At 35.7% G+C, this 22219-nt stretch carries 20 protein-coding genes; all 20 read left to right on the top strand.

The annotated features are described in order from the left end of the window. Window positions 1–134 precede the first annotated feature (134 nt). The 20 genes from AC5LXV_RS15150 (at window position 135) to lpxC (ending at window position 22154) form a co-directional block, all read left to right on the top strand. On the top strand, window positions 135–1007 hold the full coding sequence (locus AC5LXV_RS15150; protein ID WP_493466926.1) for a D-hexose-6-phosphate mutarotase: 873 nt from the start codon (window positions 135–137) through the stop codon (window positions 1005–1007). Window positions 1008–1195: 188 nt separating this feature from the next. After that, window positions 1196–1480 carry a 50S ribosomal protein L25 gene (gene rplY, locus AC5LXV_RS15145; protein WP_086358156.1) on the top strand — a complete coding sequence of 95 codons (285 nt, stop codon included), beginning with the start codon at window positions 1196–1198 and terminating at the stop codon, window positions 1478–1480. A gap of 191 nt (window positions 1481–1671) precedes the next feature. Continuing rightward, window positions 1672–3132 carry a glucose-6-phosphate dehydrogenase gene (zwf, locus tag AC5LXV_RS15140; RefSeq protein WP_493466925.1) on the top strand — a complete coding sequence of 487 codons (1461 nt, stop codon included), beginning with the start codon at window positions 1672–1674 and terminating at the stop codon, window positions 3130–3132. A gap of 13 nt (window positions 3133–3145) precedes the next feature. Beyond that, window positions 3146–3844 carry a 6-phosphogluconolactonase gene (gene pgl / locus AC5LXV_RS15135; RefSeq protein ID WP_086358158.1) on the top strand — a complete coding sequence of 233 codons (699 nt, stop codon included), beginning with the start codon at window positions 3146–3148 and terminating at the stop codon, window positions 3842–3844. Between the two features lie 373 nt (window positions 3845–4217). After that, a complete protein-coding gene (mraZ, locus tag AC5LXV_RS15130; RefSeq protein WP_493466924.1) occupies window positions 4218–4664 on the top strand; it encodes a division/cell wall cluster transcriptional repressor MraZ in 447 nt (148 codons plus the stop codon). 15 nt (window positions 4665–4679) lie between these two features. Further along, window positions 4680–5615: a 16S rRNA (cytosine(1402)-N(4))-methyltransferase RsmH gene (gene rsmH, locus AC5LXV_RS15125; protein ID WP_493445330.1), complete on the top strand. Its 936-nt coding sequence runs from the start codon at window positions 4680–4682 to the stop codon at window positions 5613–5615. After that, complete coding sequence (ftsL, locus tag AC5LXV_RS15120) at window positions 5608–5988, top strand: cell division protein FtsL (RefSeq protein ID WP_110432687.1); 381 nt, start codon at window positions 5608–5610, stop codon at window positions 5986–5988. Before rsmH ends, ftsL begins: the two co-directional genes overlap by 8 nt. After that, entirely contained in the window at window positions 5988–7766 is a 1779-nt protein-coding gene (ftsI, locus tag AC5LXV_RS15115) for a peptidoglycan glycosyltransferase FtsI (RefSeq protein ID WP_493466923.1), read from the top strand. Before ftsL ends, ftsI begins: the two co-directional genes overlap by 1 nt. Window positions 7767–7779: 13 nt before the next feature. Then, window positions 7780–9327, top strand: a complete 1548-nt coding sequence (murE, locus tag AC5LXV_RS15110) for a UDP-N-acetylmuramoyl-L-alanyl-D-glutamate--2,6-diaminopimelate ligase (protein WP_110432689.1) — start codon at window positions 7780–7782, stop codon at window positions 9325–9327. Continuing rightward, window positions 9324–10688, top strand: coding sequence for a UDP-N-acetylmuramoyl-tripeptide--D-alanyl-D-alanine ligase (gene murF / locus AC5LXV_RS15105; protein WP_493466922.1), 1365 nt, complete (start codon window positions 9324–9326; stop codon window positions 10686–10688). Before murE ends, murF begins: the two co-directional genes overlap by 4 nt. Window positions 10689–10692: 4 nt before the next feature. Continuing rightward, on the top strand, window positions 10693–11775 hold the full coding sequence (gene mraY, locus AC5LXV_RS15100) for a phospho-N-acetylmuramoyl-pentapeptide-transferase (protein ID WP_110432691.1): 1083 nt from the start codon (window positions 10693–10695) through the stop codon (window positions 11773–11775). Between the two features lie 25 nt (window positions 11776–11800). Next, a complete protein-coding gene (gene murD, locus AC5LXV_RS15095; RefSeq protein WP_493466921.1) occupies window positions 11801–13132 on the top strand; it encodes a UDP-N-acetylmuramoyl-L-alanine--D-glutamate ligase in 1332 nt (443 codons plus the stop codon). Next, a complete protein-coding gene (ftsW, locus tag AC5LXV_RS15090; RefSeq protein WP_110432693.1) occupies window positions 13129–14280 on the top strand; it encodes a cell division protein FtsW in 1152 nt (383 codons plus the stop codon). Before murD ends, ftsW begins: the two co-directional genes overlap by 4 nt. Further along, complete coding sequence (gene murG / locus AC5LXV_RS15085; protein WP_493466920.1) at window positions 14280–15332, top strand: undecaprenyldiphospho-muramoylpentapeptide beta-N-acetylglucosaminyltransferase; 1053 nt, start codon at window positions 14280–14282, stop codon at window positions 15330–15332. The genes ftsW and murG overlap by 1 nt, the downstream gene beginning before the upstream one ends. Before the next feature lie 131 nt (window positions 15333–15463). Then, the gene (murC, locus tag AC5LXV_RS15080; RefSeq protein ID WP_110432695.1) at window positions 15464–16912 is read left to right on the top strand and encodes a UDP-N-acetylmuramate--L-alanine ligase; all 1449 of its coding nucleotides are present in this window, start codon (window positions 15464–15466) and stop codon (window positions 16910–16912) included. 2 nt (window positions 16913–16914) lie between these two features. Then, a complete protein-coding gene (locus AC5LXV_RS15075; RefSeq protein WP_110432696.1) occupies window positions 16915–17823 on the top strand; it encodes a D-alanine--D-alanine ligase in 909 nt (302 codons plus the stop codon). Between the two features lie 14 nt (window positions 17824–17837). After that, on the top strand, window positions 17838–18671 hold the full coding sequence (locus AC5LXV_RS15070) for a cell division protein FtsQ/DivIB (RefSeq protein WP_493466919.1): 834 nt from the start codon (window positions 17838–17840) through the stop codon (window positions 18669–18671). Between the two features lie 21 nt (window positions 18672–18692). Next, window positions 18693–19946 carry a cell division protein FtsA gene (gene ftsA / locus AC5LXV_RS15065; RefSeq protein WP_110432698.1) on the top strand — a complete coding sequence of 418 codons (1254 nt, stop codon included), beginning with the start codon at window positions 18693–18695 and terminating at the stop codon, window positions 19944–19946. 92 nt (window positions 19947–20038) lie between these two features. Beyond that, entirely contained in the window at window positions 20039–21172 is a 1134-nt protein-coding gene (gene ftsZ / locus AC5LXV_RS15060) for a cell division protein FtsZ (RefSeq protein ID WP_375334966.1), read from the top strand. Between the two features lie 67 nt (window positions 21173–21239). Further along, entirely contained in the window at window positions 21240–22154 is a 915-nt protein-coding gene (lpxC, locus tag AC5LXV_RS15055) for a UDP-3-O-acyl-N-acetylglucosamine deacetylase (RefSeq protein WP_110432699.1), read from the top strand. Window positions 22155–22219: the final 65 nt, after the last annotated feature.

Raw genomic sequence — 22219 nt, 5'->3', positions numbered from 1 at the left:
GCTATATTACTCCAATTTAGTAAAAAAAGCTTTTATTGCCTTTATTCCGTTTTTATAATTCGAATAACGCGCGTACAATTAGCATTAAATTATAGGCAATGTTCGCCATGTAAATTAAATATTTAGGAGTAAATATGAGTATCGTTAAACAGATTTTAGATAGCCAGGCTTCAGGAGCATCATTGAGTGCATCAGTTAATCAAAGTACATTTGGTGAATTACCTGTATTAGTAATTAAACATAAAACATGTTCAGCTGCAGTATCTTTACAAGGTGCTCATCTATTATTTTGGCAACCGTCAACAGAAATTACACCCGTGATTTGGTTAAGTCAAAAAGCTAATTTTAAAAAGGAAGTGGCAATTAGAGGCGGTGTGCCAGTTTGTTGGCCATGGTTTGGTAAATTAGGTGATCCAATGCATGGTTTTGCGCGACTCGTTGAATGGCAATTAGATTCTTGCAAAGAAGATAATAATGGTGTGGATCTCACGTTATCATTAACCAATAATCAACAAACAGAACGTTTTTTCACAAAACCTTTTCATGCATGGTTAACTATCCATGTAGGACAAACTTGCGAGGTAACACTATCTTGCCAAGGTGATTTTGAAGCAACCAGTGCCTTACATACTTATTTGGGTATTAATAATATTAATGATGTCATTGTTGAAGGTTTAGGTGATTCTTATCAAGAACGCTTACCAGTTGAAAATAAACCAGCAATCAAAGGACAACTTACTGTTAATCAAGAAGTTGATCGTATTTATACCAATGCCGATGACGTAATAACTATCGCCGATGGTAAACGAACAATCAAATTAACCAATGTTAATGCAAGTGATGTCGTGACTTGGAATCCTTGGATTGATAAAGCTAAAGCGATGGCTGATTTTGCCGATGAAGAATATCAATCTATGGTTTGTGTTGAATCATGTCGTATTAATAAACCGTTAAAATTAACAGCAACACAAAAATCAGCCTATGGATTTAAGATTGAAGTTATTTAATCATTAGTTTTTTTGATATTGTAAATGCAATCAATATCTGACTTTATCTTTATTAAGCTGATTATTTGATTGCGTTTACTAGCATAACACTTTATAATCCCTAGCGCTTTTTAAAGCACTAATTTTATAGCCAACTACTGGGTCGCCTGTAATTGGTTTTTTATTTGAAATAAATAAGAGAAATCAATATGTTTACATTAAAAGCAGAAGTTAGAAAAGAGCATGGTAAGGGTGCGAGCCGCCGCCTGCGTCACGCTGGTCAGTTCCCAGCAATTGTTTATGGTGGAACAGAACCTGCAATTTCTATTGTGTTAGATCACAACCAAGTTTTCAATATGCAAGAAAAACCAGAATTTTATTCTGAAGTATTAACTATTGAGATTGACGGTAAAGCAGTTAAAGTTAAAGTTCAAGCAGTACAACGTCATCCATTTAAACCAAAATTAGTTCACATGGATTTTGTTCGTGCATAACGACTGTTGTTGAAAACTATTCAACACTATCTTCTAATAAAAGGTCACCAAAATGGTGACCTTTTATTTTTTTATCATAGTCTAAAAATGATAAATATCTATTGTTATGATTTATTCTATTAACTTGATGTATACTGATAATCAAACAATAATAAAATAAATTGTAGATTACACCATTTTAGGAGAACCCTATGTCTGATATCCCAGCATGCGATTTAGTTATTTTCGGCGCTAAAGGGGATTTAACGAGGCGTAAACTGTTACCGTCTCTATATCAATTAGAAAAATATGGAAAGTTACCTGAGCAGACAAAAATTTTAGGTGTCGGTCGCGCTGATTGGGATCAAGTTGCTTACACTGAAGTTGCAAAAGATGCATTAACCACATTTATGTCCGAACCATTAGATGAAAGTATTTGGCAACGATTTAGTCAACGCCTTAACTTTCATAAATTAGATGTTAATGACATAGCGGGTTTTAATGCATTAAAAGATAAGCTTGAAAAGTCGCATCCAGCCATCTTTTATTTTGCGATGCATCCTAATGCATTTGGTACGATTTGCCAAGGATTAGCTGAAGCTGGTTTGAATCAAGCTCAAAACAGAATCGTAATGGAAAAACCATTAGGTTTTGATCTGCAATCATCCAAAGAAATTAATGACTCGGTGGCAAAGTTTTTCAGTGAATCACAAGTTTATCGTATTGACCATTATTTAGGAAAAGAGTCAGTTTTAAATTTACTCGCACTACGTTTTGCTAATCCTGTATTTGCTTCACTTTGGGATAGAAATTCTATCGACCATGTTGAAATCACCGTTGCAGAACAAGTAGGTATTGAAGGTCGCTGGGGCTATTTTGACAAAGCGGGCCAAATGCGTGATATGGTACAAAACCATCTTTTGCAAATTTTGACGATGATCGCCATGTCACCGCCAGCCAACCTTGGCGATGACAGCATACGTAGGGAAAAAATAGCGGTACTTAATGCGTTACGCCCAATAAATAAAGCGAATATCCGCGAAAAAGTGGTTAGAGGGCAATATACTGCTGGATTTGTTAATGGCATTAATGTACCAGGTTATTTAGAAGAAGATGGTGCAAATAAGCAAAGTAATACCGAAACATTTGTTGCTATTCGTGTTGATATTGATAATTGGCGTTGGGCAGGGGTGCCATTTTATTTACGAACCGGAAAACGCTTACCAAGTAAATGTTCTGAAGTTGTCGTTTATTTTAAATCTTTACCGCTTAATTTATTCAGTGAGTCTTATTCTCAATTACCTCAGAATAAACTAACTATCCGCCTGCAACCAGATGAAGGCATGGATATTGAAATTTTAAATAAAGTACCTGGATTAGATAGTACACACAATTTACAAACAACTAAGTTAGATTTAAGTTTTAGTGAAACTTTTCATCAACAGAGTGCTGATGCTTATGAACGATTATTACTTGAAGTAATGCGCGCAAGACAAGCATTATTTGTTCATCGCGATGAAGTTGAGGCTGCTTGGAAATGGGTTGATTCAATTATTAATGCGTGGAATTCAGATAATGAATCACCCAAAACCTATCCTGCAGGTACTTGGGGGCCGGTAGCTTCTGTTGCGCTGATCACTAAAGACGGTCATTCATGGCATGAGTTTGAATAGAGGAATCTCAAAAATGTTTACCTTAAATAAATACCCAAATAGTCAATTATTGATTGAAGATTTAACCGCTCATATCGTCAAAGAGTTGCAACAGGCTATCAATAATAAAGGACATGCCTCTATTGCCGTATCTGGGGGCAAAACACCTATTCCATTATTTAAACTACTAAGCCAACAAGATTTGGATTGGCACAATGTTTTTATTACATTAGTAGATGATAGATGGGTTGATGATACCGATGATGCAAGTAATGAGAAATTGGTATTAACTTATTTATTACAAAATAAGGCTAAATTGGCTAATTTTGTTGGTTTAAAGAATAGTTGTGACAATCCATTTGATGGGGCTGAAATTACCGACAAAATCTTAAATAAGATCCCTATGCCCTTTGATGTGTTAATTTTGGGAATGGGAGAGGACGGTCATACGGCTTCGCTTTTCCCGGGGGCGGCTAATTTAATGGCTGGCTTGGATATGAAATCTGGTCGAAAAGTTGTCGGTATGACACCATTAACAGCACCACTCGACCGTATTACCTTAACACTACCAACTATTTTAGATAGTCAAAATATTTATTTGCATTTAGTTGGAGAAAGCAAAATGCAAGTATTAGAACAAGCAGAAAAGGGTGATGATATTAACCAAATGCCGATTCGGGCAATTTTGCAGCAAAATAAAGTCAATGTAATTGGTTTTTGGACCGCATCTTAACGAAATCAACTTTGCCAGTAAAAACTGGCAAAGTTATCATCTAGCACTTTATATTATCAGTTATACTATGATTTTTATCCATTTAAATAATTAATTATTTATGATTTTTATCTTAAAAAATCAAAGTTCAATATCTAATAAGTACTATTAGTCATTCCATCTTATATTTCTGAACACTTCACTCGATTTGTTAGTACTTACTCATTTAAGTATTTTTTTTTGAAATTGTTAGAAATTAATTGATTAAATGTCTATTATTTTAGTGACTTTTGTGGTAAAAAGTGGAGTTAAGTGGTAAAAAATAGGGTTTCAATTAATATATTGATTTTTTAATAATTTAAAAACAATAAAAATTAATATTTACGGTGATTTCATGTTCAGTGGTGCAATCTCAGTTAATTTAGATAGTAAAGGAAGAATAGCAATTCCTACTCGCTATCGTGGGTTTTTGACTGACGGTTTAGTTTGTACCATTGGTTTATATCATCCCTGTTTAACAATATATTCAATGTCTGAATGGCAGAAAATCGAATTACAGCTATCAACATTGTCAACAATTGTTGAAGCAGAACGCAGAATTAAAAGATTATTATTAGGTTATGCAACGGAATGTAATTTAGATAATGCAGGACGTATTTTACTTCCGCCAACATTACGTACTTATGCAAAACTAGAAAAATATACCATGTTTGTAGGCCAATCTAATAAATTTGAGATTTGGGATGAGGCGATTTGGTATCAACAAATTAGCGATGATATTGCTGCATTACCAACTGATGTTGAACACTTATCAGAAAATTTGAAAAGTCTAACAATTTAATAAGAGTAAACAAAGATGGATTATCAACATAAAACTGTTTTGTTAAATGAGGCAGTCGCGGCATTAAATATAAAAAAAAACGGTATTTATGTTGATGGCACTTTTGGGCGTGGCGGCCACTCTCGTTTAATTCTTGAACAGTTGGGCGAACATGGAAAATTAATTGCAATTGACCGTGATGAACGCGCTGAACAAGCGGCACTTCAAATAACCGATCCAAGATTTACTTTTATTCGAGGCGAATTTTCTAAAGTATATCAATATGTTGATGATTTAGGGCTGTTAGGTAACATAGATGGTTTTTTATTAGATTTGGGGGTTTCATCGCCGCAATTAGATGATCCGCAAAGAGGATTTTCTTTTATGCGTGATGGACCACTTGATATGCGGATGAATAATCATAAAGGTGTAACTGCAAGTGAGTGGTTACTAAGTAGTGATGAAAATGATATCGCATGGGTTTTAAGAACTTTTGGTGAAGAAAAGTTTGCTAAACGGATTGCTCATGCCATTGTGGAACAAAATAAGGTTTCACCAATAACTCGTACTTTAGAGTTAGCAGATTTAATTGAAAAAGCAACACCAAAAAAAGATAAAAATAAACACCCAGCAACGCGCTCATTTCAAGCTATTCGGATTTATATAAATAGTGAACTTGAGGAAGTTGAACAAGCCTTAAATAGTAGTTTGTCAGTACTTGCAGACCAAGGAAGACTTGCGGTTATTAGTTTTCATTCGCTAGAAGATAGAATTGTGAAACAATTCATAAGTAAACAGAGCAAAGGCCCTAATTTACCAGCTGGCTTACCACTAACCGAACAACAAATAAAACAATATGGTAATGCTAAATTAAAATCACTTGGCAAAATTAAGCCGAGCAGTAATGAAATATATGGTAACCCGCGTTCTCGAAGCGCAATATTGAGGATTGCAGAAAGGAAAAATGAATAATAACCAAGACAATGAATTTTTCTCGAGAGCCAGTGTTGATATACACAATCAAAAGAGACCAAGCAAAAGTTTGCTTGGATTAATTTTTAGTGATTTGTTCGGTCATCAGAAAATTTCATTATTGCTATTGGTACTTATTATTATTTCGGCCGGAGCAGTATTAGTTACAACTCAGCAAGTCCGTAAACAATTATTTGAACGTGAGCAATTATTACTCGAACAAGATGTATTAGAAAGTGAATGGCGTAATTTAGTTATTGAAGAAAATGTCCTTGCTGATCCAAAACGTGTTGAAGATAAAGCAAAAAATCAATTGGGCATGTCGTATGTGACACCGCAAAATGAAACCGTTATTTTGATAAAGAGTAAATAATGAAGTTTACTAGTATAACTAAAAAAAATAATGTAAAACAAGTTACTAGGTTGAATAAAGGGAATAAATTAAATAGTAAAAAACAAGTTTATACCCGGACTCGATTTTATCTTGTTTATGGTTTTATTCTTTTAGCCATTATTAGTTTACTGGTACGATTGGCTATTTTACAGATAATAGAACCCGATAAGTTGATTGCTGAAGCCAATAAACGCTCAATTCGTCATCAAGAAATGAGTGCATTACGAGCCATGATTACCGACCGTAATGGCAGAGCGCTAGCTGTGAGTGTGCCTATGTATGATGTTTGGGCTGATCCCAAAGTTGTTATAGAAAAAGGTGGCGTTAATCATAATGATATCCGTTGGCAAGGGTTAGCAAAAACGTTGAATATTCCAATGCCGACACTTGAGCAAAAATTGGATAATTCGTCGATGCGATTTGTTTATCTATCTAAACAAATTACCCCAACAATAGCGGATTATTTAAAACAATTAAATTTACCGGGAATATCGTTTGCCAAAACGTCTAAACGTTACTATCCCGCTGCAGAGAGTATCGCTCAATTAATTGGTTTAACTGATGTTGACCAAAACGGTAGTGAAACAGGTTCGGAAGGAATTGAAAAAAGCTTTAATAAATGGTTGATGGGTGAATCAGGACAACGCATTATTAGGCGAGATCGTGCAGGGAGAGTTATAGAAGAGCTGGAAAGAACAGATAGTGAAGTTGCCTCTGATTTGACGTTAAGTATTGATGAGCGTTTGCAATCTCTGGTTTTTAGTGAGCTTAGCCAAGCGGTTCAATTTAATAAAGCTGATAGTGGTACAGCTGTGTTAATTGATGTTCATACTGGTGAAATATTAGCGATGGCAACAAGTCCATCCTATAACCCAAATAATCGTTCTTCAATTGATTATAGTTTGTTACGAAATCGAGCAATAACCGATGCATTTGAGCCAGGCTCCACAGTTAAACCTTTAGTTGTGATGGCCGCATTAGAGAAAAAAATAGCAAATTTAAATACGGTTATTGATACTAGCCCATTTTTGGTTAACCGATATGAAATTAAAGATGTTTCTTATCAAAAATCTCTTAATTTGGCCGGTATTTTGGAAAAATCAAGTAACGTCGGTGTGAGTAAATTAGCGTTGCAGATGCAATCAAGAGATCTTGTTGAGTTTTACAGCCGTTTTGGGTTAGGGCAACCGACAGAGCTTGGTTTAGGTGGTGAAGTGAGTGGTTATATTGCCGCTGACAGAACAAGGAAATGGGCTGATATTGAACGGGCGACTTTTTCTTTTGGTTATGGATTAAGTGTTACACCATTACAATTAGCTAGGGCATATGCAACTATTGGCAGTTATGGAATTTATCGACCCGTTTCAATATTGAAAGTAACCCAACCCGTTGAAGGAAAGCGGGTGGTAAGTGAAAAAATAGCTAAAACAGTTGTCCAATTGATGGAAGCGGTTGCTGTAACTGGTGGTGGTACTAAAGCCGCCGTTCCAGGATATAGTGTTGGTGTTAAAACCGGTACAGCCAAAAAACTATCTGGTAGGCGGTATGTTAATCAATATTTAGCTTATACCGCCGGCATTGCACCAGCAACAGGGCCTAAATATTCATTAGTGGTTATTATCGATAATCCCAAGGCCGGACAATATTATGGTGGCTCTGTTTCGGCCCCTGTTTTTAGTCGAATTATGGGTGGAGTGTTGAGAATAATGAATGTAAAACCAGACCGCAAAATTGATGGTCAAATGATTGTATATTAGTAGGTGGAAAACAATGGCAACCAACACATTTAAAACTTTATATAAATTATTAGGTGGCAATAATCTAGCCGTAGATGATTTTCCTCTTAATCGCTTAATAACGGATAGTCGAAAAGTAAAAAAAGGCGATGTGTTTATTGCTATTAAAGGATTTACCGTTAATGGTAAAGATTTCATTCCTCAAGCTATTTTGTCTGGTGCTGCGGTCGTTCTGATTGAAACCAATAGAAAATCAAATGATTTGAAAATTGATTATTTAAAACAGAAAAACCAGAGAATCATTCCACAAATAAGGGTGTTTCAACTTTCTCAAAAATTATCAAAAATTGCAGCTGATTTTTATCACTCTCCTTCTAAACATTTATCGGTCATCGGCGTAACCGGGACTAATGGTAAAACGACAATTACCCAGTTAATCGCTCAATGTGTGACATTACTAAATAAGAAAGCCGGATTGTTAGGTTCAATTGGTAATGGTATTTATAATCATCTTGAACCTTCAGTAAATACCACTTTATCTGCAGTTGAATTACAGTCTTATTTAGCTGATTTTGTAGCAAAACGTGTTCAAGTTGTGGCGATGGAAGTTTCTTCTCATGGTTTATCGATGAATCGGGTAAAAGAATTACATTGTGCCGCAACTGTATTTACCAATCTAAGCCGAGATCATCTTGATTATCATAAAACCATGAATAGGTATGCTAAGGCAAAATGGTCGCTATTTAGTGCTGATAAAAAAGAAAAAAACGTAGCAAGTTCCGGTAAATCAATTATTAATTACGATGATACATATGGGCGACGTTGGATTGAAAAACTACCCAACGTAACCGCGGTTTCCTGTCAACCTAAATCATTACGTCGCCTGAAAACCTTGGAAAAAAACTATGTTGGCGTATCGATGATAGAATATCATGATAAAGGCGCCCAAATTCATATGGAATCGAGCTGGGGAAAAGCCATTATACATAGTCGATTATTAGGTGAGTTTAATGTATCTAACTTACTCTTAGCTGTAGCAACCTTATTGACACTTGATTATCCATTTTTTGCTGTCGTCAATATGGCATCGTATCTTAAGCCAATTTGCGGTCGTATGGAGGTCATACAGGTAAAAAATAGTCCAACAGTAATTATTGATTATGCCCATACGCCAGATGCTCTGCAAAAAGCATTACAAGCTAGCCGTATTCATTGTAAAGGCCAATTATGGGTGATTTTTGGTTGTGGTGGTGATAGAGATACAGGTAAAAGACCATTAATGGCTGAAGTTGCTGAACAATTTGCCGATAAGATTATATTAACCAATGATAATCCTCGTACAGAAGATGAGTTAAAAATTATTCATGATATCGAGCAGGGGCTGATTGATGCTAAACATGCACAAGTTATTACAGATAGAGTGCAAGCTATCAGTAAAACCCTTGCTCAAGCTAAACCTGATGATGTGATTTTAATTGCCGGAAAAGGACATGAAGATTATCAAATTATTGGAAAAACAAAGCATCATTATTCAGATCAAGAAACGGTAAAACAGATTTTAGGAGTAAAGAATCAATCATGATTCCTTTAGTTATTAAACAAATTAAAACAATTGTCAATGGCACATCTTATCATATTCAAGATGAAAAATTGATTATTAAAGAAATTTGTACTGATTCACGTAAAATTACCGATCAATGCTTATTTATTGCCTTGGTTGGTGAAAAATTTGATGGTCATTTATTTGCTAAACAAGCTATTGAAGCAGGCGCTAGTGTAGTAATTGTTAACCACAAAATCGATGATGATATTCCACAAATAGTGGTAAATGATACTTATATAGCATTAGGTGAAATTGCCGAATTTGTAAGAGATCAGAGTTCGGCAAAATTTGTGGCATTAACGGGATCATCGGGCAAAACATCAGTAAAAGAAATGACTGCTACTATTTTACAGCAGTGTGGTGAAACACTTTATACACAAGGTAATTTTAATAATGATATTGGCGTTCCATTAACCTTATTAAGATTAACTGAACAAGATCAATTTGCAGTTATTGAACTGGGTGCCAATCATATTGGTGAAATTGCCTATACGACTCGCTTAGTAAAACCTAAGAGTGCTCTAATCAATAATATTGCCTTGGCTCACATTGAAGGTTTTGGTTCACTTGAAGGGGTCGCAACAGCTAAGGGTGAAATCTTTGAAGGGTTGGCAGATGATGGCATTGCAATTATTAATTTAGATAGTTGTTCAGATAAATGGTTAAAGAATTTGAAAAATAAAACTGTTTGGACTTTTTCAACAGCTGATTCTTCTGCCGATTTTTATGCCAGCAATATAAAAATGATGGATCAGACAGTTTTTACATTGCATACCCCAATTGGTGAGAGCGAAATTAGCTTACCGTTAGTTGGTGAGCACAATATATCTAATGCAATAGCAGCATCAGCTTTAGCAATATCAGTAGGTGCAACTTTAATACAAGTTAAAAGAGGGCTGGCAGCGTCGAAGTCTGTAAAAGGAAGACTCTACCCAGTTAGATTAAATCAAACACAATTAATTTGGGATGATTCATATAATGCGAACGTTGGTTCAATGTCAGCGGCTATTCGTGTTCTAGCAACTCAATCAGGATATCGCGTTCTAGTCGTGGGTGATATGGCTGAATTAGGTAAAGACGCAGCAAGTTATCATCAACAGATTGGTGAATTAGCAAAACAACAAAAAATTGATTGTGTTGTTAGTGTTGGTAATTTAAGCGAATTGATTAGTCAGTTTAGTGGTGTTGGTCATCATTTTATTGATAAACCCAAAGCAGTGGAATATTTATTAATGTTACTACGTCAACATCCAACCTTAACTATGTTAGTTAAAGGTTCTCGTAGTGCAAAAATGGAAGAATTAATCGCAGAAATTCAATCAAAAATAGGTCAGGATTAAAATTATGTTGGTGTGGATATCAGAATATTTAGTTAAATATTTTACTTTTTTTAATGTTATTTCTTATCTAACGGTAAGAGCTATCCTTGCATTATTAACATCATTGACGATTTCATTAATTATGGGACAAAAAGTAATTGATTGGTTGCAAAAATTACAAATTGGTCAAGTTATTCGTCATGATGGTCCAGAATCTCATTTAAGTAAAAAAGGAACACCAACAATGGGGGGGACACTTATATTAGCCTCCATTTCAATTTCAGTTTTTCTCTGGGCAGATCTGCGTAATCCTTATGTTTGGGTGACCTTATTTGTTTTAATTGGTTATGGTATTGTTGGGTTTGCTGATGATTATCTCAAAGTAATACGCAAAAATACTGACGGTCTAATTGCTCGATGGAAATATTTTTGGCAGTCAGTAATTGCCTTAATTGTGGCTTTTGGACTTTATGCATATGGTAAAGATAGTTCTGTTACCGTTTTAGTTGTCCCATTCTTTAAAGATGTTATGCCGCAATTAGGCTTATGGTTTATTCTACTGACTTATGTGGTTATTGTTGGCGCGGGTAATGCGGTAAACTTAACCGACGGTCTTGATGGATTGGCAATTATGCCAACTGTTTTTGTTGCTGCTGGTTTTGCTCTTGTTTCTTGGGCTACCGGTAATGTGAATTTTGCTGCCTATTTACAAATTCCATATATCAAATTTAGTGGCGAATTAATGGTTGTTTGTACTGCAATTATTGGTGCCGGTCTTGGTTTTTTATGGTTTAACACCTATCCGGCTATGGTCTTTATGGGTGATGTTGGTTCGTTAGCCTTAGGCGGCGTGTTTGGTATTATTTCTGTTTTATTAAGGCAAGAGTTCTTATTGTTAGTTATGGGTGGTATTTTTGTTATTGAAACATTATCCGTTATCTTACAGGTTGGTTCGTTTAAATTAAGAGGTAAACGAATTTTCAAAATGGCACCAATTCATCATCATTATGAATTAAAAGGATGGCCAGAACCAAGAGTTATTGTCCGATTTTGGATTATCTCACTAATGCTAGTGGTAATTGGTTTATTAACCTTGAAATTACGTTAAATAAAAAATAGAGCAGGATTGAATTATGGTTGACTATCAAGGTAAAAAAATTGTTATTATCGGATTAGGTATTACAGGACTTTCCTGTGTTGACTATTTCCTTGCTCAGAATGTTATTCCGAAAGTAATTGATACTCGTCTGTCGCCGTCTGGATTAGATCAATTAGATGATCGTGTTATTTATCATTTAGGTAATCTTGATGTAGATTGGCTATTTGAAGCCGATCTAATTGTAGCAAGTCCGGGTATCGCCTTATCAACACCAGAGTTGCAAAAAGCGAACGAAAAAGGTATTGAGATCATTGGTGATATTGAGCTTTTTTGCCGTGAAGTAAATCAACAAAAAAATAAAGAAGTTATTGCCATTACCGGTGCCAATGGAAAAACGACTGTTACGACATTGGTTGGTGATATTGTCAAATCAGCTGGATTAAAAGTTGGTGTTGGTGGCAATATCGGTGAACCTGCTTTATCGCTATTGAAACAAGATTATGATGTTTATGTACTTGAATTATCAAGTTTTCAGTTAGAAACGACATCAAGCTTACAAGCTTCAGTGGCGACGATTTTGAATATTTCCGAAGACCATATGGATCGTTATCCTCTTGGATTAATGCAGTATACAGCAGCTAAGCAACGCATTTATCATAATGCCAAATGTTGTGTAATTAATCATGATGATAAATTAACCACACCAACTAGCAATCATCACTGTGTCTCATTTGGAATGATGGCGGGGGATTATCATTTAGATGCGAATTATGAACATCTAATAGCGCAAAATCAGCCGGTTTTATCGACTAAATCGATGAAATTAATCGGTTGTCATAATTATCTAAATGCGTTAGCAGCATTAGCTATTGCTGATAGTTTGAAAATTGCCCGTGATTCAAGTTTAAAAACAATTGCTAATTTTCAAGGTCTACCTCATCGCTTTGAATTAGTATTTGAAAATAATGATGTGAAATGGATTAATGATTCTAAAGCAACTAATGTAGGTAGTACCGAAGCTGCTTTAAACAGTGTTATCTGTAACGGAAAACTCTTTTTATTGTTAGGTGGTGATGGAAAATCCGCAGACTTTACCCCTTTGGTTCCTTATTTAAAAAATAGAAATATTGAAATTTTCTGTTTTGGACGTGATCGCGATTTACTTGCTAATTTAGTCCCTGATATCACAACCATTACAGAGACCATGTCTGAGGCAATTGAATATATAGCTAAAAAAGTGGCACCGAAAGATGTTGTTTTACTTTCGCCAGCTTGTGCCAGTTTAGATCAATTTAAAAATTATGTTGAACGTGGAAATCTTTTTGCACAACTCGCTATTGAATATACGCAAAGGAGTAGAAAATGACACTCTTTTGGATTAAAAAAAAAGTTAATCCAAATATTCCATTTGATAATCAATTACTTTGGACGGTGATTGGTTTAATGACTTTCGGTTTGATTATGGTGACCTCTTCATCTATGGCGTTTAGTGAGAGTGCTCCTTTCTTTTATGCGCAACGTGAACTAATTCAAATTGGAATGTCACTCTTTTTAATGTGTATCGCGTTATGTATTCCTATGCAGGGTTGGCAACAATTTGGTTCTGCGCTATTAATCATTTCAATTTTTATGTTGATAGCAGTTTTGGTAATTGGTTCTTCGATTAATGGCGCATCACGTTGGATTCCGTTAGGCGTTTTTAATTTTCAGCCGGCTGAACTTTCTAAGTTATCTTTATTCTTATTTCTAGCTAGTTACTTAGCACGTAGATCAGAAGAAGTACAAAGCGGATTTTGGGGTTTTTTAAAACCTATGATAGTTCTGGCAATTTTGTCAATTTTGTTACTAATACAGCCCGACTTAGGTACAGTGATTGTACTGTTCACGGTAACAATTGGCATATTATTTATTGCTGGTGCTCAATTATGGCAATTTATTGCAATCTTATTAACAGGTGTTGGCACCGTTGTAGTGCTTATTATATTTGAATCTTATCGTTTAACTCGTTTAATGACTTTTCTTGATCCATGGCAAGATGCTACCGGCGCTGGATATCAGCTAGTTGCTTCATTAATGGCCATTGGTAATGGCGGGATAACTGGTCAAGGGATTGGTAATTCAATTTTTAAATTACGTTATCTACCTGAATGTCATACAGATTTTATATTTTCAATCATTTCTGAAGAGTACGGATATATTGGTGTAGTCGCTTTATTGTTTTTACTCTTCTTTTTAACATTTAAAGCATTGGCAATAGGCTATCGGGCGTTAAATGAAGGTTCGCAATTTTCAGGCTACTTAGCTTGTGAAATTGGCATTTGGTTTGGTTTTCAGACCTTTGTTAATGTTGGCGTAACATCCGGTATGTTACCGACAAAAGGTCTAACCTTACCATTTATTAGTTATGGCGGTTCAAGCCTTATCATAATGAGTATTGCTGTTGCAATATTATTAAGAATAGATTTTGAGTTTAGACAACAACAAACTCAAGCAAGAATAAGGTCGATAAAATAATGAAAAAATTATTAGTTATGGCTGGCGGTACTGGTGGACATGTATTCCCGGGAATTGCCGTCGCACATTATTTAATGGAACAAGGTTGGCAAGTAAGGTGGCTGGGTACAGCTGATCGTATGGAAGCTCATCTAGTACCGGAAAATGGAATTGATATAGATTTTATTCAAATATCAGGTCTACGTGGAAAAGGTAAACTAGCATTATTAAAAGCGCCTTATAAAATATTAAAAGCCGTTTTGCAAGCAAGAAAAATTTTAAAAGCTTATCGTCCCGATGTTGTGTTAGGTATGGGGGGATATGTTTCTGGACCAGGTGGTATCGCTGCTAAAAGTTTAGGTATCCCAGTTGTATTACATGAACAAAATGGCATTGCTGGATTAACCAACAAATATTTGGCTAAAATTGCGACAAAAGTATTACAAGCTTTTCCAACTGCATTTCCCAATGCTGAAGTGGTGGGAAACCCGGTACGTAGTGATTTATTAACGATTGAAGATCCGAGTGAAAGGTTAAAAAATAGACAAGGTCCTATTCGAATATTAGTGATGGGCGGAAGTCAAGGAGCCAAAGTCATCAATACAGTTGTGCCTCGAGTAATTGCAAAATTGTCAGATAAGTTTGTTGTTTGGCATCAAACGGGTAAAGGAATGTTAGATGAGGTAGTCAAATCTTATCAGTTCTGTGATATGACAAAGAACCAAATCACAGAGTTTATTACTGATGTTAAAGAAGCTTATAATTGGGCTGATATCGTAATTTGTCGAAGTGGTGCATTAACGGTAAGTGAAATAGAAGTTGTTGGTATTGGTGCTATTTTTGTGCCATTTATGCATAAAGATCGCCAGCAATTTTGGAATGCAAAATCTTTAGCTGATATTGATGCGGCTAAGATTATTGAACAACCTGATTTCAATGATGACTCTTTATTTCAATTACTTGCAAACTTAAGCCGTGAAGATTTAGTTGATATGGCGGTAAAAGCGAAAAGTTTATCAATTACAAATTCGACAGAAAGGGTGGCAGAAACGTTGATTTCAGTGGTAAAATAGCTAGTTTTATTTATAATTTTAACTAATGTTCTGATTAAGTTTATAAGATTTAAAAATACAGTTATTTAATTGATAATTGTCTAATAACTTTTCAAGACCTAAACAAAAAATAACTAACTAGGGGTTTAAGAGTGAATACTAAGGAATTAGCAGAATTAAGAGCAATCATTCCAGAAATGAAACGTGTCAAGCATATCCATTTTGTGGGTATTGGTGGCGCAGGAATGGGTGGTATTGCCGAAGTTCTTGCTAATGAAGGATATCAAATTAGTGGATCAGATATTGCTGAAAATGCGGTAACTGAGCATTTAGAAACATTAGGTGCCAAGATAGTGATTGGGCATGCCGCTGAAAATATTCTTAGTGCAAGCGTTGTGGTTATCTCATCAGCGATTTCTCAAGATAACATTGAAGTTGTTGCCGCTAGAGAAGCTCGTATTCCTGTTATCCAACGGGCGGAAATGTTAGCTGAATTAATGCGTTTTCGCTATGGCATTGCTATTGCAGGAACTCATGGTAAAACCACGACCACAGCAATGGTTACCGCTATTTATGCAGAAGCAAAACTCGATCCAACTTTTGTTAACGGTGGTTTAGTTAAAGCAGCTGGAACACACGCTAGATTAGGCAGTAGTCGTTATTTTATCGCTGAAGCAGATGAAAGTGATGCCTCATTTTTACATTTGCAGCCAATGGTGTCGATAGTAACCAATATTGAACCTGACCATATGGATACTTATCAAGGAAGTGTTGAAAATCTCAAACAAACTTTCATCTCTTTTTTGCGTAATATTCCTTTTTATGGTTTAGCTATTATGTGTTATGACGATCCTATTAACCGTGAATTATTACCAGTTGTAGGTCGTAAAATTATTACTTATGGTTTTAGTGACGAAGCGGATGTTGTTATTAAAAATTACCGTCAAGAACGCGGTATAAGTTACTATACAGTTTGTCGACCTGATCGTGATGATTTAGAAATTGAATTAAATGCACCAGGTAAACATAACGCATTAAATTCAGCCGCAGCAATTATAGCTGCAACTGAAGATGGTATTGATGATGAATCAATTATTCAAGCATTAGCAAAATTTGCTGGGACTAGTCGACGGTTCGACTTATTAGGTGTTTTTCCATATGGAAATAATCAAGATATTATGATGGTTGATGATTATGGACATCACCCAAGTGAAGTTAATGCTACGATTCAAGCAGCTAGAAATGGTTGGCCAGATCGACGTTTAGTTATGTTATTTCAACCGCATAGATATACGCGAACTCGGGATCTATTTGACGATTTTGCCCAAGTGCTTTCTCAAGTAGATGCGTTAGTTATGTTAGATGTCTATTCTGCTGGAGAACAACCTATTGCAGGTGCTGATAGTCGTTCACTTTGTCGTTCAATTCGAAATCGTGGCAAAGTTGATCCAATTTATGTTTCTGATTTAGATCTTTTACCTGAAATAATGAAAGAAGTATTACAAGGTGGGGATTTGTTGTTAACCCAAGGTGCTGGAAGTGTTGGTCGTGTAGCTCGTCAACTAGCCAGTAACCCATTATTTTCAAAAGAGGTTTTATAATAATGATTGATAAGGTTGCTGTATTATATGGTGGGACCTCAGCTGAAAGAGAAGTGTCCCTTAAATCAGGTCAAGCGGTTCTTGCTGGATTGCAAGCAAATGGTATCGATGCGCATCTTATCGATACTAAAGATCATTGTATAACCAATTTGAAGCAAGAAGGGTTTACTAAAGCTTTCATTATTTTGCATGGTCGAGGTGGTGAAGATGGCATAACGCAAGCGATTTTAACTTATCAAAACATTCCTTATACCGGTAGCGATGTTTTGTCATCAGCATTAACCATGGATAAGTTAAAAACAAAATTAGTTTGGAAATCACTAGGTTTACCCGTTGCTGATTATGTTACGGTTGATAAATCGCAAGCAATTAATATTGATAATATTGTTACACAGCTGGGATTACCGTTATTTGTTAAACCGAGTCATGAAGGCTCAAGTGTTGGTATGACACGAGTTGATAAGGCTGAAGAATTAAAAGATGCAATTGATATTGCGTTCAAATATGATAATAACGTAATGATTGAATCATTCTTAGCTGGCGCCGAATTTACGGTTGCGATTGTTGGTGAAGAAGTTTTACCTGCAATTTACATTAAACCCGCTACCAATTTTTATGACTATGATGCAAAGTATCTATCAGATAAAACCCAATACTTCTGTCCAAGTGGATTATCTGATGAGAAAGAACAAGAAATTCGTAAACTAGCTTTGGATGCTTATAAAGCAGTTGGTTGTCGAGGATGGGGTAGAGTAGATATTATGTTTGATGAGAATCAAAAGCCATATTTACTTGAAGTAAACACAGCTCCTGGCATGACAGATCATAGTTTAGTGCCGATGGCGGCTAAAGAGTATGGATGGTCATTTAGTGAATTAGTTAAACGTATTTTACAATTAGCAACCGTTTAATTGGTTCTGTTTTTATGAAAAAAGTACAACAAGCAGCACATAAACGAGAAAATCAGAAAAAAAGGAAGCTGCTTGTTTTTCATAATTTAGAACAAATAATAGGTTTTTTGTTCTTTATTATCATTATTAGTACTAGTGTTTGGACAATAAATTGCGTTAAAAATTGGCTGGAAGATCCAGATCAAATGGTTTTATCACAATTAACCTTTAGTGGGGATCATGCATTTACAACCGAAGGTGATCTTAGGCAAGCGATCTTAGGATTAGGTTTGCCAAATACCTATGTAGGACAAAATGTTGATGATATTCAGCAAGAAATTATGCGATACCCTTGGATTAAACAAGCAAGTGTACGTAAACAGTGGCCAGACAGATTAATTGTTTATATAGAGGAATATAAACCTGCATTTTACTGGAATGACTTATATTTACTTGATGATGCTGGAAATGTATTTAGTGTACCATTTGATCGTTTGGGTGAGTTGCAATTACCAAGAATTTATGGACCTGAAGGTAAAGCAAAATCAATGTTGGAAATGTATGCTAAGTTAGATGCAATTTCTAAAAAGTTAGCTAATAATAAGTTTGCATCAGAAATTAAAGTTGCAATAGCTGATGATCGTAATGCTTGGCAATTGATGATTAAACAATGCACAGCTGATTTGTGTTCTGAAAGTCAGGATATAAAATTGATAATTGGCACTGAAAACATAGAACAACATTATTACCAATTTATCAAATTATTCCCTGAAATTCTTTCAAGAATGCCAGCTGATGAAAAAATAACGGCTGCTGATTTACGGTATGAAAACGGTATCTCAGTGCAACGCGAAAAAATATCGCAATGAGGAATAAATAAAGGCTGAAGTATGAAAACAACAGAGAAAAAATTAGTTGTTGGACTTGAAGTGGGCACATCCAAAGTCCTCGCCCTCGTTGGTGAAGTACTTCCTGATGGTGTGGTCAATATTATTGGTGTTGGACATTGCCCATCAAAAGGTGTTGATAAAGGTGGGGTAAATGACCTTGAATCCGTCGTTAAATCAATCCAACGAGCCATAGACCAAGCTGAATTAATGGCTGATTGCCAAATATCTTCTGTTTATTTAAGCCTGTCTGGTAAACATATTCGCTGTCAAAATGAAATTGGTATGGTGCCAATCGCTGATGAAGAAGTGACAGAAGAGGATGTTGAAAATGTTGTGCATACAGCTAAATCAGTTCGTATTTTAGATGAACATCGTATTTTACATGTCATCGCGCAAGAATATTCAATTGATCTTCAAGAAGGCATTAAAAACCCGATTGGATTATCTGGTGTAAGAATGAAAGCCAAAGTTCATTTGGTCACCTGTCATAATGATATGGCAAGAAATATAGTAAAAGCCGTTGAACGTTGTGGTTTAAAAGTTGATCAACTTATTTTTTCTGGGTTGGCATCGAGTTATGCGGTATTGACTGATGATGAAAAAGAATTAGGGGTTTGTGTTATTGATATTGGTGGCGGAACAATGGATGTCACGGTTTATACCGGTGGTGCATTACGTCATTCTGTTGTTATTCCTTATGCTGGCAATGTCGTCACGAGTGATATTGCTTACGCATTTGGTGCCCCGCCAATGGATGCAGAAAATATTAAAATTCGTTATGGATGTGCTGTTGGTTCACTCGTTGGTAAAGATGAAGTCATTGATGTACCTAGTGTTGGTGGACGCCCATCTCGTTCATTGCAACGGCAAACTTTGGTTGATGTGATTGAACCACGTTATTCAGAACTTTTATCATTAGTGCAAAAAGAGCTACTAATGTTACAAGATGAACTTAAGAAGCAAAATTTTAAATATCAATTGGCAGCAGGGATTGTTTTAACCGGTGGAGCTGCGCAAATTAAAGGCATGGTTGAATGTGCTGAAAAAGTATTTCAAAATCAAGTACGTATTGGCTATCCTTTGAATATTTCAGGATTAACTGATTATGTACAAAAGCCATATTGTTCAACAACCGTGGGGTTATTGCATTATGGTAAAGAAAGTTTATTAAATGATGATAATAAAAATAGTAATAAATCATCTTTTAAAGGGATAGCTAAAAAATTCACCAGTTGGTTTAAAAAAGAATTTTAGCTATTATATCTGATAACTTCGTAGACATTGTAGCTTGATATCTGTACAATGTCCTAAGATCTTAAATTTGGAGATAAGTTATGTTTGAGCCTATGGTTGCAGATGATGAGCCAGCAGCAGTCATTAAAGTTATTGGTGTCGGTGGCGGCGGCGGTAATGCTGTTGAGCATATGATTGCTGAACATATTGAAGGCGTTGAGTTTTTTGCAGCAAATACTGATGCACAAGCATTAAAAAGAATAAAAGTTAGTCAAACTATCCAAATCGGTAATAATATCACCAAGGGACTTGGTGCCGGAGCTAATCCAGAAGTTGGGAGAAATTCAGCAGAAGAAGATCGTGATGTTATTCGTAGTGCGATTGAAGGTGCCGACATGGTTTTCATTGCAGCCGGAATGGGTGGTGGAACAGGAACCGGTGCAGCCCCAGTTGTAGCAGAAATAGCAAAAGAACTTGGTATTTTAACTGTTGCTGTTGTTACCAAACCTTTTGGATTTGAAGGTAAAAAACGTATGGCTTTCGCTGAGCAAGGTATTGCTGAGCTTGCTAAACATGTTGACTCACTTATCACAATCCCAAATGACAAATTATTAAAAGTATTAGGTCGTGGTGTTAAACTATTAGATGCATTTGCTGCAGCTAATGGTGTTTTAAAAGGTGCTGTACAAGGTATCGCAGAATTAATTACTAAACCCGGTCATATCAACGTTGACTTTGCGGACGTTAGAACGGTAATGTCTGAGATGGGATATGCGATGATGGGTTCTGGTCGTGCAAGTGGTGATAATCGTGCCGAAGAGGCTGCTGAAATGGCAATTTCAAGCCCATTACTTGAAGACATTGATCTATCTGGTGCACGTGGGGTTTTAGTTAATGTCACAGCTGGACTTGATCTTGGGTTAGAAGAATTTGAAACGGTTGGTAGCACGGTTAGAGCTTTTGCTTCTGATAATGCAACTGTGGTTGTTGGTACGACATTTGATCCTGACATGTCAGATGAAATTCGTGTTACAGTGGTTGCTACCGGTATTGGTATGGATAAACGTCCTGAAGTTAAAATCACTAAACCAGCGGCACAACATGGTTCATTATTTGGCCAAACAAATCATATACCACCACAACAAGAAGAGCCAATGCCAAAAGTGGTTAATGAACCAGCAGTTTCGCCATTAGAAGAACATAAAATTTTAGATATTCCTGCTTTTATTCGTAAGCAGGCTAATTAGTATTGAACTTATTTGATTTTTTATTGTCTAATAGGTAATAGAATCAAATAATAAAAGTAGGTGCAAAGTGAAACAGAGAACCTTAAAAAAGACAATTCAAGCAACTGGTGTCGGCTTACATACTGGCAAAAAAGTTACTTTGACATTACGTCCTGCGCCAGAGAACACAGGTGTTATTTATCGTCGTACAGATTTAAATCCGTATGTTGATTTTCCTGTAGATGCTAAATCAGTGCGTGATACAATGCTTTGTACCTGTTTGGTTAATGAAGAAAATGTTCGCATTTCCACTGTTGAACATATCAACTCAGCATTAGCAGGACTTGGTATTGATAACATTATTATTGAAGTAAATGCACCCGAAATTCCAATCATGGATGGTAGTGCTAGCCCATTCGTCTACCTATTGTTAGATGCTGGCATTACTGAACAAAATGCACTGAAAAAATTTTTACGAGTTAAAGAAACAGTTCGTGTTGAAAATGGTGATAAATGGGCAGAAGTAAGACCATATAGTGGTTTTCGTTTAGATTTCACTATTGATTTTCGTCATCCAGCTATTGATAACAGTTCACAACGTTATCAATTGGATTTTTCTTCTGAGTCTTTTATTCGTCAAATTAGCCGAGCAAGAACATTTGGTTTTATGCGTGATATTGAAGCGTTACAATCCAAAGGGTTATGTTTAGGTGGAAGTTTAGATTGTGCAATAGTGGTTGACGATTATAAAGTTCTTAATGAAGATGGTCTTCGTTTTGAAGATGAATTTGTACGTCATAAAATGCTAGACACCATCGGTGACTTATACATGAGTGGTCACAATATGATTGGTGAAGTAGTTTGTTATAAATCAGGTCATGCTTTAAATAACCAGCTATTGCAAGCGTTACTCGCTAAACAAGATGCATGGGAATACGTAACCTTTGATGAAGAACAAAATGTTCCAGTTGCTTTAGGCACAAGACAACTTGTTTTAGCATAAGTAATTAAAATCGTATAGTCAATTTACTAACGCTTCCGCAACGGAGGCGTTTTTTATTTTGTAAT

Source organism: Gilliamella sp. LMG 34359 (genome assembly GCF_984569085.1).
The sequence above is the reverse complement of the archived record's forward strand: the minus strand, read 5'-3'. Positions and strand labels throughout refer to the sequence as shown.